We start from the raw sequence: 14275 nt of genomic DNA on the forward strand, positions 1-14275 counted from the left end.
AAGTGCCTACCCGTGAACAGTAACCATTTATCCTCTCCCAGAATCATTTATCCCGTCCTCCATCGATAAGTAAAAATTCTAAGAGCCAACTTTTAATACTTTTTATTATATACCATAATTATAAAAAAGCCGCTGCAAAACCTACCTCTCTAAACATAGATTCTGCAGGTTCGCAGCAGCTTTTATTTAATTCTTATTTACAATCACTCGATACGCCTTGCCGCAGCTGCCCGCTTCATGTGCAGCCACGCATTCCTCTTCCGAATCGGATTAGAACGGACGCTCTGCCGTCGGATCATCCAGGGATACGTAGAAGCTCTGGGTTCCTACCTGTACCGGATTCTCTTTGATGTTCTCCAGTTCCTCATACATATCGGAACCAAGGAAGTATTTCTTCGGCTCGTACGGTTTCTCGCCCTTTGCGATTGCATCCAGACCAGCTTTTACCTTCTCCGGAAGTGCCGGGATCTCATGGATACGTACGCCGCAGGCATTGTAGATACCATTCAGAACTGCACAGTGGCCAGATGCCTGGAATGCCTCAGAAGCACCTGAAGAACCGAACGGACCATCAGAGATAGCGCCATCGATATGAATCAGGTTGATATCATCCGGAACATCCTTGATGTAGGAAGTACCAGCGCCAAACATGTTCGCATGTTTCTTAACGTCTGCGTAGTCCTCTTTCAGGGCGAAGCCGATACCATGCATGATACCGCTGTATGCCTGACCGTTAACAGCATCGATATTACCGATACGTCCAACGAAGTCAACACAGGTGAATTTCAGAACGGTAGTCTTACCGGTCTTCGTATCAACCTCAACCTCTGCCAGGTTCAGGCAGTATGTGAATGCCGGAGTCGGGTCGCCGATACCGGTATTCGGATCCAGACGGCACAGACCCGGAGTTGTGTTGGTCTCGTAACGGCCAAGATACTTGGTCTCGATGCCTTCTGCTTTCATCTCATCATAGGTACGAAGTGTACCATCTTCTTTTCTCATAGCTGCCAGAAGCTTGTTAGCTGCGATGATGGTTGCATTACCATCCATGTACAGGGAACGGCTGGCACCAGCCATACCGGTATCCGGACAGGTCTTGGTATCATTCTGAATCAGCTGGATATCTTCTGGTGTCAGATGCATTTCTTTCAGAGCTTCCAGTGTTACTACCAGAGAACCGGTTGTAGCACCCTGGCCCATTGCATGCCATGTGTCATATTTGCGGATCTTGTTGCCCGGCATAAGCTCAAGAGCAACCTCAGCGCTGTCGCCGCCGCCCTCAGTAACGTTGAAGCCGCCCCATGCGATACCAACGCCTCTTCTCTTCTCCGGTGTGTCAGCTGCTTTCGCATCAGCCACTGCCTTCTCATAGATTGGACGCATGGTATCCATGATCTTCTCCATCGGATACTGCGGATATACATAGCTGTTGATATTTTTATCGCCTTCACGGCAGATATTCTTATAACGGAACTCGAACGGATCCATGCCCAGTTCTTCTGCCATCATATCCATCAGCGGCTCGCTGAGTGTATATGCCTGCGGAGAACCGTAGCTTCTGTAAGCAGTACCAAATGCATGGTTTACGTTGGCTACACGAACCAGACCTGCTACGTTCGGTACATTGTACGGGAAGAAGGTGAAACGTGCCGGTTTGGTCATAACGTCGTCACCGCCCCAGGAGTAAGCGCCGTGGTCCATACCGATATCAAACTCAGCAGCCAGGATCTTACCTTCGTTATCACATGCCAGACGGCCATTGGAGTATGCCGGGCAGCGTTTGCCGCTGAAGTGCTGATGCTCTTCATAGGACATGGACAGGGATACCGGCTCGCCGGTAACTACGGTACAAGCTGCACACAGTGCAATATCGCCTGCGTTGGTAGACCATCCAAAGCTTGCGCCGGTCGGGTTCATGATAATACGGTATTTATCCTTCGGTACACCAAGGCAGTTACCCAGACGTCCGATCGAGGAGTATACACACTGGGATTTACACTGAATGGTCAGCAGGCCATCATCGCCCCAGTAAGACTGAAGTACACAACCCTCGATGGAAAGATGCGGCTCACGGGATGAGGAGAAGCTTCCTTCTACTACATGCGGTGCTTTGTCGATTAAGTCTCTTACCTCTTCTGCATCTTCCAGACCTGCTCCCTTTAATACCGGCTGCTCGCAGAAGATGTTCGGAGTATCCTCATGGATACGGATAGCATCCGGCATAACTGCATCCAGATATGTCAGATACTCTGGCAGCTGCTCGTATTCCATCGTAACCTTAGCGGCTGCTGCACGAGCCTGACGATGTGTATGAGCTACTACCATAGCGATAACATCACCGTAACGATAGATCTTCTCATCCTGAAGAACTTTACGGGATGGTGTCATAACAGTACTTCTCTCATGGAACTGACCCTCAGCCATGATGTTGGTTCCGCCTGCTGCGATAAGATCTTTTGCTGTGATAACCTTAACAACGCCCGGCATCTTCTCAGCTTCCTCAGTATGGATAGCCAGAATCTTTGCATGATGGGTAACCTTCGGCTGAACGATAGCTGCATATAAAACGCCCTGCGGCATCTTAAGAGCCTGATCATCGCCGTAGTCGGTCAGACCACAAACTTTACCAAGTGCATCCTGACGAACAACCGGTTTTCCGTAGTAGTTGCCATCCTCCGGATTGTGGAACTTGATATCTTCGATGCTGCACTCGCCACGCATAACCTTAGCTGCAGCCATAACTGCATCTACAATCTGTTTGTATCCGGTACAACGGCATACGTTTCTTGTCTTCTGGAACCAGTCACGAACCTCTTCACGGGTCGGATCCGGGTTCTGCTCTAACAGAGCATATGCGGAAACGATGAAGCCCGGTACACAGAAACCACACTGTACAGCACCGCAGTTCATCCATGCAACCTGTAACGGATGCAGATGCTGCGGAGTACCGATACCCTCGATGGTGGTAATCTTGGAATACTCTTCTACCTGGCTGATTTTCTTGGTACAGGAACGGATTACCTGTCCGTTCAGAATGATGGAACATGAACCGCAGACACCAGTTCCACATCCAACCTTAACACCGGTCAGACCGATCCGGCGCAGAACATCTGACAGTTTATCATTTTCCGGATCGCACATAAACATACGATCCACACCGTTGATGTTCAACATCATTTTTCTTAATTTCATGCTGCTTTATCCTCCTTTTTTTATTCAAGTCGAACCACCGGATTCGACTGAGATAAATAGACCCCCGATGCTTCCGACTATCCTTCCGCATCGTACCTAATGCTATTCCTTAGTCATCCGCGTTTTCCAGCATCTCTGCCAGATCCGCCAGATCCACGCCATAGTCTTCCAGAAGTTCTCTGGCCTTGCGGTAGGTATTCTCTACCACCTGGGGACACCGAAGTGCCTTGTTGGCCATGTTATCTCCTAAAATCGAACGGCAATCACTTCCTCCATAGATTTCACCATAGTTTTCCTGAAACCAGTCTGCCAATTCCGGTATCATCTCGCTGTATGCCGCTTCCGGCTCAAAGAGCGCCATCATCATCGCCGCACCGGTCAGAGCTCCGCAGGTCAGCCCGCTTCTGACTCCCAGGCAAAGTGATGCAGATGCCTTCAGAAGGCTCGGGTTCTCCTCGCCCTTAAGGGTAAGTCCCAGTAATACAAGTGCCTGACTGCAGCAGCTTCCCGATAAAAGCAACTGGTTCAGTTTTTTAATATCCGGCTCCATCCGCACCTCCTGTTCTTAGAAACACAAAAAGAAAAGCGGCACCGCCTCTGAAAAGACAGTACCGCCTAACGTATCCGAGTTTGTATATACATCTGCACCTATATCTATCTGCCAGCACATATATACCCTATCTATACAAGAAGCCTGATAGCTTCCCGTATCCATCGATGTAAAGCGAATCTCTCTTTCTTTTCAAATGCGGAAGGCACTTCCATTTCCAGATGTACCCATTGGCCTGACTGCATACGGTTTCCCGCTTAGCAATTTCGGCTCGAAAAACAGATTGTTTCTATTTTGGTTTTGATACCTCTATGGTACTCTGCTTTTCATCGAAAGTCAATCTCATTTTTCATAATTTTGAAATTTTTTACATCGACAGGACACTTGTTCGCCCCTTATTTTACCTCAATACGGGATTTTCAACATGCTATTTTACCCTTGTAATATCTGTTTACTTACAGAATTTCAGCATAACTTCCGTTCAAATGTTGTATTATTTAAAGATTTGTATTCTTCCTTCCCACTATTTGATCGAGTATTTTTTAAAAAAATAACGCTCCACACACTTTCGTGATTTTTCATTTTCGTTTGTTTGACCATGAATTTTGTTCACTTTAATTTCATTTATATGAAATTTATATCTTTTTGATTCATAATCAAACATGAATATCTGTTATTTATCCGCTATAAATCCTCACATTTTTAAGTATCTTTTTTTCATTTTCTTTTTCTGTTTTAAATTTTATTCTGCAGACCATTATTTTTTGTTTCAGATAACGCAAGCATATTTAAGAACAGAATTCATGCACATACAGCTTCCGCATCGAAGATGTGATTTGCATAAATTTTTCTTATTTATAATCCGTACAAATCCTACTTTCTCCCCGCAAAATACGCCTGCAGGTTCTCCCCTACATGCTCCAGATGCCGCTCCATCTCCCGGCGCGCCAGTGCCCCGTCTCCGGCTTCAATCGCTGCCAGAAGGCTTTCGTGTTCATTTTCCCGGACTTCGTCAGAGCGGACTGCTGCCTGGTTGAAGCGCGCATAAGCGTCCTGGTCGGTCAGGATGAGCTTTAACATCCGCAAGATAGACGGGCTGCCTGAGAGATGCGCGATCTTCAGATGGAACGCCAGATCTTCCTCGCTTCCCGCCCTTCCATGGCGGATTGCATAGAGATAGTCTGCCTGCAGATCTTTTAATTTCTGAAGTTCCTTCGGCTCAATCCGCTCTGCACATGCCTCCGCCGCATATCCCTCCAGGAGTTTCCGCACCAAAAGAATATCCTCCAGCCCGCTTTCTGTCTCCATCGACGCCGCCTCGATAAGCTCATTCGCCGCCTTCATCTTCTCCCGGCGTGACCGTTCTTCTTCCAGAAAGCGTTCGCCCTGCGGCGTCAGGATCCGCCCCTTGTTCTGCACCTTGACAAGCAGCCTTGCTTTCTCCAGCTCCAGAAGCTCCCGCCCGATGCTGGCGGACGGAAGATGCAGGATCTGCGCCAGCTGGAGTGCTCCCGCCGGGGTGTTTAAGTCCTGCATGGCTGTCAGTATTTCAAAGCTGCTGTTTCGTTTTTTCCCTGCCATTTTTCCACCTCAATACTCTGTACTATTTCTATGATTGTATCATCATTTCCGATTCGTGTAAATCATCCCTTACTGTATCGTACGGAATTTTCAGTTCAGAAAATTCCTACCTGTGAACCGTTACAAGCAGGCTGCAGTTTGACAGCGAAAATGCCATAAAATAACAAAAAAAGCGAACCGCAGGGTACATTTTCTCACTCTGCGGTCCGCTTCGAATCTAAAATCATTTCAGATTTTGATCCATCTGTTTTTATTTATTACTTTTTATCTACATTGATGAACAGATAAGGAAGTCCTACGGAGTAGTACTGGATACCGCTTACATCCGGATTGGTCATAACGGCTACAGACTGTCCGTAAATCGGGAACAGAACACACTGATCTGCCAGCGTCTTCTCACAGCCAACTAAAGCTTCCCAACGAGCATCCTGGTCGAGTGCCAGATCGCCCTTCTTTGCGGACTGGATGGTTGCATCGTAGTCTGCATCGGAGAACTGGGAGTAGTTGGTGGAGCTGCCGGTTATCCACATATCCAGATCGGTCATCGGATCTGCGTAGTCCGGACCCCAGCGGGTAAGGCCGATATCATATTCACCTTTCTGCATGTATTCCAGACGGGCTTTCTTCGGAAGTACCTGAAGTTCGATAGTCAGACCCGGCAGGTTGTTCTGCCACTCGCTCTGTAAGAACTGTGCAACAGCCTGTGCAGAATCAGTATCTTCGCACATTAAAGTGAAGGATAAGGAATCTTTGCCAAGCTCGCTAAGGCCTGTCTTCCACAACTCTTTTGCTGCCTCTACATCGTAGGTCCAGCTGTCGTATGCGCTGCCTGCTGCCTCACGGAAATCTTCGCCCTTTTCGTTGGTTGCAAGACCCTGCGGTACGAAGTAATCCATCGGTGTGGAACCATCCTTCAGAACACGGGTTGTAATCGCTTCTTTGTCATACGATTTTGCCAGTGCCTTACGGATATTTACATTGTCAAGCCCCTCTTTCTTCATGTTCGGGGTCAGATACCAGTTGTAACCGTCACTTCTGGTGGAGAATCTCTGATCATCCTCATACTGCTCTACCAGGTTACCGCTTAAGGTTACAACGTCCAGATCGCCATTCTCAAAAGAAAGGGCTGCTGTCTGGCTGTCGGTAATGATCGAAAACTCAACACCGTCCAGTTTGACATCGGATGCACCGAAGAACTGATCATTCTTTACTAATTCTACCTTCATGGCAGACGGCTCATAGGAAGATACCTTGAACGGACCATCTGCTAACAGGGTATCTGCGGAAGTTGCAAAGTTGCCGCCGCAGCTCTCTACAAATTTCTGATTTAAAGGCAGGAAGCATGCGCCGGATGCCATCAGGTAATCAAAGATAGCACACGGGGAGCTTAAAGTTACGACTAATGTCTTATCGTCCGCTGCCTCTACACCCAGTTCCTCAACCGGTTTTTCACCTGTTGTTACCTCTTCTGCATTTGCAATGCAGGCGGTTGTGATAAAGAACTGGTAATCACTTGCAGTTGCCGGATCGGCTACTCGTCTCCATGCGTAAACGAAATCGTTTGCCGTTACCGGATCGCCGTTGGACCATTTTGCGTCGTCACGGATCTTGAAGGTCAGGGTCAGACCATCCTCGGACTTCTCCTCACTCTCCGCCACGCCGTAAACCGGAGCACCTGACTCATCCTTGGTCATCAGACCCATCATAAACTGGGAGATAACACCACTGGATGTGTAGTCGTTGGAAAGTGCCGGATCCAGGGAGTCTACCAGAGTGCTTGCCTGATAGCGAAGCACCTTGCCGCCCTCAGCCGAGCTGCCGCCCTCTTCGCTTCCAGATTCAGCCGCTGCTGTCTCTGTTGTCTGGGTTGAGCCGCCGCAGCCTGCCAAAAGTCCAGCAAACATGGCAGAAGCCAGCGTCCACGCCATTACTTTTCTTAGCTTCATAATACTTCCTCCTTTTTTGTTTTTTTAATAAAACCAAACCATTCCCGTTTCATGCCGCATTTCCTGGTCCCGGCTGTCTATCCTCAGTTGTCTGCTGGTTCGGCTCATCTATAAAATCACCCGCTAAACAGGTCATTTTATCACATTTATTATGGTTGATTTTGTGCCGGAATGCATCGGCTTTCTTTTAAATCTACACCCATTTTTCCAAATCTGCATCGGTTCCGCGCACAAAATGTGTGCCCTCAATCTGATGCATCGTACCTGCGCCGTAATCCAGACCGCTCGTCTTATAATCATAGTGCAGTGCAATCCGGCTGCGCTCTACCACCGGGTTCGGGTTCGGGATCGCCGAAATCAGGCTTCGGGTGTACGGATGTACCGGATGGGAGAAGATCTCCTCCGTCGTGCCCGTCTCCAGAAGGTAGCCCAGATGAAGAACGCCGATGCGGTCGGAAATATATTTAACCATCGAGAGGTCGTGGGCGATGAAGAGGTATGCAAGCCCCGTCTCGTCCTGGATGTCCTTCATCAGGTTGACAACCTGCGCCTGAATGGACATATCGAGCGCCGAGATACACTCATCGGCAATGATCAGCTTCGGGTTCATGACAAGCGCCCGGGCGATGCCGACACGCTGCCGCTGACCACCGGAAAACTGATGCGGGTACCGGTTTGCATGTTCCGGCGCCAGACCTACCTTGTGGAGGATGTCTGCCACCATCTCGGTCCGCTCTTTCTGGGAATGGTACCGGTGATGGATATCCAGCCCCTGTGCAATGATATCCGCTACTTTCTGGCGCGGATTTAAACATGCCATCGGATCCTGGAAAATCATCTGCATATCACTTCTGAGTCTCGCCTCTGTCTGGCGGCTCATTTTTCCGGAAATATCCATCCCGTCAAAGGTAATTTGTCCTGCGGTCGGATCGTAGAGGCGGATCAGTGCCCGCCCGATCGTCGTCTTTCCCGATCCAGATTCCCCCACAAGACCATAGGTCTCGCCCGGATTGATATAAAAGCTAACATCCTCAACCGCTTTTACGGTAAATTTCCGGCTGACCGGAAAGTATTGCTTGAGTCCTTTTACTTCCAGAAGGGGCTTTTTGTTTGTCTCTGTCACTGTACTCATGCGATTCCCCCCTCTTTCTTCATTCTCTCAATTCGATCCCGAAGCTCCGGCGGCATATCGACCTTCGGCGCCTTCGGATGCAGCAGCCATGTCGCGGCGCTGTGTGTCTCCGATATCTTGAACATCGGCGGCTCCAGACGACTGTCAATGTTTAACGCATATTTATTCCGCGGTGCAAACGCATCGCCCGTTACCTTGTGAAGCAGGTTTGGCGGGCTGCCCGGGATTGTGTAAAGACGTTCGTCGTCCGTTCCCAGATCTGGCATCGCGGAGAGAAGTCCCCATGTGTACGGGTGGCGCGGATCGTAGAATACATCCTCGACCGTGCCGCTCTCGACGATCTTGCCTGCATACATGACGTTGACATAATCGGCAACCTTCGCAACGACGCCCAGATCGTGCGTAATATAGATAACCGACAGCTGCCGTTTTTTCTGAATCTCCTGAATCAGCTCCAGAATCTTCGACTGAATCGTAACGTCCAGCGCCGTCGTCGGCTCGTCGCAGATTAAAAGTTCCGGATCGCACGCCAGTGCGATCGCAATGACGATTCTCTGGCGCATACCACCGGAGAGCTGGTGCGGATAGTTTTTGATTCGCTTCTCCGCGTCGGTGATGCCGACCAGCTTCATCAGCTCCAACGCCTTCTTATATGCCTCTTCCTTCGGTGTATGGTAATGCCAGATCATGCCTTCCATGATCTGTTTCCCAACCGGCATCAGCGGGTTTAAGGAGGTCATCGGATCCTGGAAGACCATCGCGATCCGTTTTCCGTTGATATGGCGGCGGATTTCCTCTTTTTTCATCTGCAGAATTTCTCTGGTGACCCGTTCCTCCGGGTTACGATAATATGAAAATGTGATCTGTCCGCGGTCGATCGTTCCGTTCTTTGCCAGGATTCCCATGATCGCCTTCGCAGAAACCGATTTACCGGAACCGGATTCCCCAACGATTGCAACCGTCTCGCCCCGGTTTACCGTCAGGTTGACGCCCCGGACGGCATTGACCACTCCGGCTGTCGTCTCGAAGGAAATGTCCAGATTCCGCACTCGTAAAATTTCTTCTTTTTTCTCCATGCCATTTCCTCCTACATATCCTTCATCTTCGGATCCAATGCATCACGCAGACCATCCGCCAGCATGTTAAAGCACAGCATCAGAAGTCCCATGACAATTAACGGGAACACGATCATGTACGGATGGCTTGTAAAGTTCTGATATCCACTCGAAATCAGGGAACCCAGCGAAGCCATCGGCTCCGGCACACCCAGGCCAATAAAGGCTAAGAATGCCTCGGTAAAGATCGCATGCGGGATCGAGAACATCGTCTGTGTAATCAGAGGACCAAAAATATTTGGTAAAATCTCTTTGAAAATAATGCGGAAACTCTTTGCTCCCAGCGTCCGGGAAGCAAGCACATATTCCTGCTCTTTCAGCTTTAAGACCTCCGCGCGGGCGATTCGGCTCATGCCCAGCCACCCAGAAAACATCAGGGCGAACGTGATGGACATAAGCCCCGGTTTCATGACTAACAAAAGCAGGGTAACCGTGATCAGGTACGGAATACTGTTTAGTATCTCGACGATACGCTGCATGATCATATCGACTTTTCCGCCGAAATATCCGGATACAAGTCCATACGTCAGACCAAACGCAAGGTCGATGAATACCGCCAGAACCGCTACATAGAGGCTGATCCGCGTTCCGCTCCAGGTCCTGGTCCAGAGGTCGCGTCCCAGCGAATCGGAACCAAACCAATAGTAGGTATCGGTCAGACTGTTGCTTTCATAATAGTTGATTTCTTTGCTTCCGGTAGATGTACGGATCGTCTCAGAACCATCTAAGATACCCATATTTTCCAGCCCCGGCACTCTCGGCGCCATGTTCTGGTTGGTAATAATCTGCTGATCGTAGGTAAACTGGTTCATGTGAGGTCCGACAAGCGCCATCACAATCAGAAACAGAATACAGACAAAGCTGAACATTGCGCCCTTATTTTTCTTAAACCGTGCAATTGCCTCTTTCCAGTAGCTCTGGCTTGCAAAGTTTGTATCGACATGTTCAAAGCCGTCTTTGTGCTGGAATTCAAAATCATCGTCCAGAAATTCGATCTGGCTTAAATATTCTTCGGGTGATAACACATGCTCCCGAACGGAAGCCGCATCCCCGCCTGTCATTTTCTCATCTGTCTTTTCGTCACTCCGTTTTTTCATGCCATCACCTCTCAATCCGATTTCTTCGCCAGACGGATTCTCGGGTCGATAATTCCGTACAGGACGTCAACCACCAGCATCAGGACAATGTACATGACACTGTAGATAAATGCCAGCGAAATCGTCACGTTGTAATCGTTGGACTGAATCGCTGCAATCATTAAACTTCCGATGCCCGGAATCGAGAAGATCTTCTCGATAACCAGGGAACCAATCATCAGATCGACAACCAGCGGCGCCAGTACCGTAATGATCGGGATCAGCGCGTTTCGAAGTGCATGGCGCACCAGAAGCGGGCGTCCCGTGATTCCCTTGCTCTCCGCAAGCAGCATGTAGTCGCTGTCCAGCACCTCCAGAAGGGAGGTTCTCGTAAATCGAGCCACCGTCGCTACCGTAAACATCGACAGCGCCAGCATCGGCATGATCGACGATGCGAAGAACTTCTTGCCGTCAAACAGAAGCGGCAGCCACTGTGCCTTGTAGCCGATGAAATATGCCATAACCAATGCAAAAACATAGGACGGAAGGCTGACGCCCAGAACTGAAATCACAGTACAGATGGTATCAAGCCAGCTATTTTTCTTGAGCGCTGCCAGAATACCTAAAATCAGTCCGACTACCGCACCGAAGGAAACTGCCTCCAGTCCGATTCCAAAGCTGACCGGCACACGGTTCTTTAACAGAACCGAGATGGAGGTATCCTTGGAGATAACATACGATACACCAAAATCGCCTTGCAGCAGGTTCTTCACATACGTGAAAAACTGTACGATCAACGGTTTGTCCAGTCCATATTTCTTCGACATCATCGCAATCTGATCCGCGGTCAGCTTTTCATCGTTGAACGGAGATCCCGGCATCAGCTGCAGCAGCATAAAAAGTACCAGGATGATGATCAGAAGCGTGACAAGAGAAATCATGATACGTTTTCCGATATATTTCTTCATGTCCGTACTCCCTTCTTTCTTATATAATACGTCTCTCTCCTTCTCTTATAGCCCGGATATTCTTTCAACTCCGAAGTATAAAATAAGACAAACGGTTTTATCTCTCTATTCCTGCATCCACACGCGCATATGCGTCATGCCGCGGTTGCACCATGCATAGTACGGAATTGCCTGCAGGGTTACCATGTCTTCCGGTGCCGCATCTTCTGCATAAAGCGCCGGATTAACCGCCGCTTTCTTCCGGCAGCCCGTCACGCGCAGCGCCACGATACCTTCCAGCAGATCCGCCTGATACGGAAGCGCTTCAATCTTCGCCTCCCGCGGAATCCGCAGTGTCTGAAGATCCTCTCCGTTGTCCACGCCCTCAAAGGTGTAGATGATTGGTCCGCGTCTGAGTGCCACGCATCCGGCATCCGCCCGCACCATCGGGTGTGCATAGACCCGCTCCGGCTCCATCTCCATCTCGCAGGAAACCGTATCACCAGGCTGCCAGCTTCTCTGGATCATCCAGTAGCCCTTGTCTGTCTTGACTGCCCCGGAAACCGGTATGCCATTGACCTTCACCTGCATCTGATGGCACCAGCCCGGATAACGGACTGCCAAAGTAAATTCTGCTCCCGCCTGCTCCGGTTCTACCGTGTAGGTAACGGAGCCGTTCCACGGATATTTCGATGTAAGCGCTATCTTCACGCCGCCCGCTGTTTCAAAGGAAGCCGTTCCCCCGATAAACAGGTGGGAATAGATCGTATCTTCACTTGAAGACCATACATAGGAACCAAGTGAGGTCATCAGACGCGCCAGGTTCGGAGGACAGCATGCACAGTCATACCAGCCGATCCGCTCCGGTGTGTATTCTTCTTCGCCATATGCGTTGGTCGGCATGCCCGGATTGGCTTCAAGCTGATTGATATAAAAGAATTTCGTTCCGTCTAACTGCATGCCGCTGATGGTTCCGTTGTAAATCTCCCGCTCCAGAATATCTGCATACCGCGCGTCCGGATCCGCCTCCAGCATCTGTTTCGCGAAGAAGCAGACCCCCACCGCCGCACACGTTTCCGCGTAAGCGGTATCATTCGGCAAATCATAATCCACGGTAAATGCCTCGCCGTAATAGGTGGAACCGATTCCACCCGTTATGTACATCCGCCGGTCTACCATGTTGTCCCACATCTTCCGGCAGGCTGCCATCAGCGCCTCATCGTGATTCTGCGCTGCCAGGTTTGCCGCCGCCGTCAGAAGATACATACAACGGACCGCGTGTCCTTCCACCGTATCCTGCTCACGCACCGGCTTGTGGTTCTGCATGTAGGACGGCGGCTGCTTGTCCATGTAATCGGTGCGGCTCCAACTTCTAGCCGCCGCTTCTTTATGGAAGAACTCCGGATCCCGTCCGCGCTCATCGATAAAATATGCCGCCAGCTTCCGGTATCTCTCTTCCCCGGTTGCCTGATAAAGCCGCATCAGCGCCAGCTCGATCTCCTCATGTCCCGGAATGCCGGTTACTTTGCCTGCTTCCCGTCCGAACCGCCGATCGATATGATCGCACAGCTTGCAGCAGATATCTAAAAGCTTCGTCTTTCCCGTCGCCTGATAGTACGCGACGCCTGCCTCCGTCATATGTCCGGCACAGTACATCTCATGGCAGTCCGTCAGGTTCTGCCACTTATGTTCCGGCTCCGCCGCAATGAAATAGGTATCCAGGTAGCCGTCCGGCTGCTGCGCCCGCCCGATCAGGTCGATGATCGCATCGGCACGCGCCTCCAGCTCTGGATTTGCCTCGACGGTCAGCGAGTACGCCACCGCCTCCAGCCATTTCGCCAGGTCGCTGTCCTGAAATACACGCCCGTAATACGTTCCTTTCTCATCTCCCGCTGCAATGCGGAAGTTTTTAATCACATGGCTCTTTCGGATTCCGGACACCTCATCGTGAAGCACCCGTTCCTGATACGGAAGCATCGTGTGAATTACCACATTCTGTACCCGCGAAAAGAACGGGTCGTCTATCTTTACCTGTTTCAAATCAATGAAACTTGTCTCCTTTTTTACCATTCACAGAAAACCTCCTGATTTATTATTCACTTATCCGTAAGTGCCTATCAATAATCTGAAAAAGACTTCTTTTTTTGTATGTTTTCTTATAAGTATACCATTCAAATAGTGGAAAAGCGATCTAACACATTTTGCATATTATAGAAAAGAATACGCGTATTTTTATAGAACAAAATCAGCCTGATTTCATTCTTTCTTTTTCTCTGATTTTTCTTTATTTTTCATTCATCCCCTCTTATTTTCCCAAGTAGAGTGTTTTATTTCTTCAAATATAAGGGATTTTCTAAACAGATTCTTGCTGTTTTTCTCTCTATTTGATATAATAAAATTGATATTTTAAATTTGTTTAACAACCTGACAAAGTTGTCCTGTTTTTCGTTTGCTTCTCTGCGGTTCAGACAGGATTCCTGTTACGTGGCTGTTTTTTTAAACGGGAGTACATACATCATGAATTTTATTAATTTAAACTGTCCGCCCCTTCCTTATTTTATCGTCGGAGGCGGATGTGTTTACCGCCCCGGCGATATCCATGAGCGCCGGACGATCCGAAATGTCTTTGATCTTATCTATGTTCACAGCGGAACTTTGTATCTCGAACAGGATCCGTTCCGCATTGAACTGAATGCCGGGCAGTTTTTTATCATTACCCCCGATACCCCGCACCGC

Annotated in this window: 9 protein-coding genes, 1 pseudogene and 1 riboswitch; of the genes and pseudogenes, 1 reads left to right on the forward strand and 9 read right to left on the reverse strand. The window is 49.3% G+C overall.

Going from position 1 to position 14275, the window contains the following annotated elements:
• Positions 1 to 270 precede the first annotated feature (270 nt).
• The 9 genes from QVO97_RS04055 to QVO97_RS04095 all read right to left on the reverse strand — a co-directional run bounded on the left by QVO97_RS04055 (position 271) and on the right by QVO97_RS04095 (position 13609).
• Positions 271 to 3192, reverse strand: coding sequence for a molybdopterin-dependent oxidoreductase (locus QVO97_RS04055; RefSeq protein WP_022359117.1), 2922 nt, complete (start codon positions 3190 to 3192; stop codon positions 271 to 273).
• A gap of 109 nt (positions 3193 to 3301) precedes the next feature.
• Positions 3302 to 3742, reverse strand: coding sequence for a DVU_1555 family C-GCAxxG-C-C protein (locus QVO97_RS04060; protein ID WP_022359118.1), 441 nt, complete (start codon positions 3740 to 3742; stop codon positions 3302 to 3304).
• A gap of 169 nt (positions 3743 to 3911) precedes the next feature.
• Positions 3912 to 4031, reverse strand: a riboswitch (molybdenum cofactor riboswitch).
• 584 nt (positions 4032 to 4615) lie between these two features.
• Positions 4616 to 5323 carry an FCD domain-containing protein gene (locus QVO97_RS04065; RefSeq protein ID WP_022359119.1) on the reverse strand — a complete coding sequence of 236 codons (708 nt, stop codon included), beginning with the start codon at positions 5321 to 5323 and terminating at the stop codon, positions 4616 to 4618.
• Positions 5324 to 5580: 257 nt separating this feature from the next.
• Positions 5581 to 7269: a peptide ABC transporter substrate-binding protein gene (locus tag QVO97_RS04070; protein WP_022359120.1), complete on the reverse strand. Its 1689-nt coding sequence runs from the start codon at positions 7267 to 7269 to the stop codon at positions 5581 to 5583.
• 193 nt (positions 7270 to 7462) lie between these two features.
• Positions 7463 to 8401, reverse strand: coding sequence for an ABC transporter ATP-binding protein (locus QVO97_RS04075; protein ID WP_022359121.1), 939 nt, complete (start codon positions 8399 to 8401; stop codon positions 7463 to 7465).
• Positions 8398 to 9477: an ABC transporter ATP-binding protein gene (locus tag QVO97_RS04080; protein WP_022359122.1), complete on the reverse strand. Its 1080-nt coding sequence runs from the start codon at positions 9475 to 9477 to the stop codon at positions 8398 to 8400. The genes QVO97_RS04075 and QVO97_RS04080 overlap by 4 nt, the downstream gene beginning before the upstream one ends.
• An 11-nt stretch (positions 9478 to 9488) precedes the next feature.
• The gene (gene opp3C, locus QVO97_RS04085) at positions 9489 to 10613 is read right to left on the reverse strand and encodes an oligopeptide ABC transporter permease (RefSeq protein WP_022359123.1); all 1125 of its coding nucleotides are present in this window, start codon (positions 10611 to 10613) and stop codon (positions 9489 to 9491) included.
• A gap of 11 nt (positions 10614 to 10624) precedes the next feature.
• Entirely contained in the window at positions 10625 to 11560 is a 936-nt protein-coding gene (locus tag QVO97_RS04090; RefSeq protein WP_022359124.1) for an ABC transporter permease, read from the reverse strand.
• Between the two features lie 105 nt (positions 11561 to 11665).
• Positions 11666 to 13609: a glycoside hydrolase family 127 protein gene (locus QVO97_RS04095; protein WP_022359125.1), complete on the reverse strand. Its 1944-nt coding sequence runs from the start codon at positions 13607 to 13609 to the stop codon at positions 11666 to 11668.
• Positions 13610 to 14056: 447 nt separating this feature from the next.
• Here QVO97_RS04095 and QVO97_RS04100 point away from each other — a divergent pair.
• Positions 14057 to 14275 (forward strand): annotated as a pseudogene (locus QVO97_RS04100) (AraC family transcriptional regulator); the annotation flags it as partial.

Source organism: Clostridium sp. CAG:43, from assembly GCF_000434655.1.
In the GTDB taxonomy this organism is placed as follows: domain Bacteria; phylum Bacillota; class Clostridia; order Lachnospirales; family Lachnospiraceae; genus Otoolea; species Otoolea fessa.

Excerpts from the sequence above, each read along its gene's own strand:
- QVO97_RS04055 (WP_022359117.1), bottom strand. The coding sequence starts at position 3,192 with ATGAAATTAAGAAAAATGATGTTGAACATCAACGGTGTGGATCGTATG.
- QVO97_RS04060 (WP_022359118.1), bottom strand. The coding sequence starts at position 3,742 with ATGGAGCCGGATATTAAAAAACTGAACCAGTTGCTTTTATCGGGAAGC.
- QVO97_RS04065 (WP_022359119.1), bottom strand. The coding sequence starts at position 5,323 with ATGGCAGGGAAAAAACGAAACAGCAGCTTTGAAATACTGACAGCCATG.
- QVO97_RS04070 (WP_022359120.1), bottom strand. The coding sequence starts at position 7,269 with ATGAAGCTAAGAAAAGTAATGGCGTGGACGCTGGCTTCTGCCATGTTT.
- QVO97_RS04075 (WP_022359121.1), bottom strand. The coding sequence starts at position 8,401 with ATGAGTACAGTGACAGAGACAAACAAAAAGCCCCTTCTGGAAGTAAAA.
- QVO97_RS04080 (WP_022359122.1), bottom strand. The coding sequence starts at position 9,477 with ATGGAGAAAAAAGAAGAAATTTTACGAGTGCGGAATCTGGACATTTCC.
- opp3C (WP_022359123.1), bottom strand. The coding sequence starts at position 10,613 with ATGAAAAAACGGAGTGACGAAAAGACAGATGAGAAAATGACAGGCGGG.
- QVO97_RS04090 (WP_022359124.1), bottom strand. The coding sequence starts at position 11,560 with ATGAAGAAATATATCGGAAAACGTATCATGATTTCTCTTGTCACGCTT.
- QVO97_RS04095 (WP_022359125.1), bottom strand. The coding sequence starts at position 13,609 with ATGGTAAAAAAGGAGACAAGTTTCATTGATTTGAAACAGGTAAAGATA.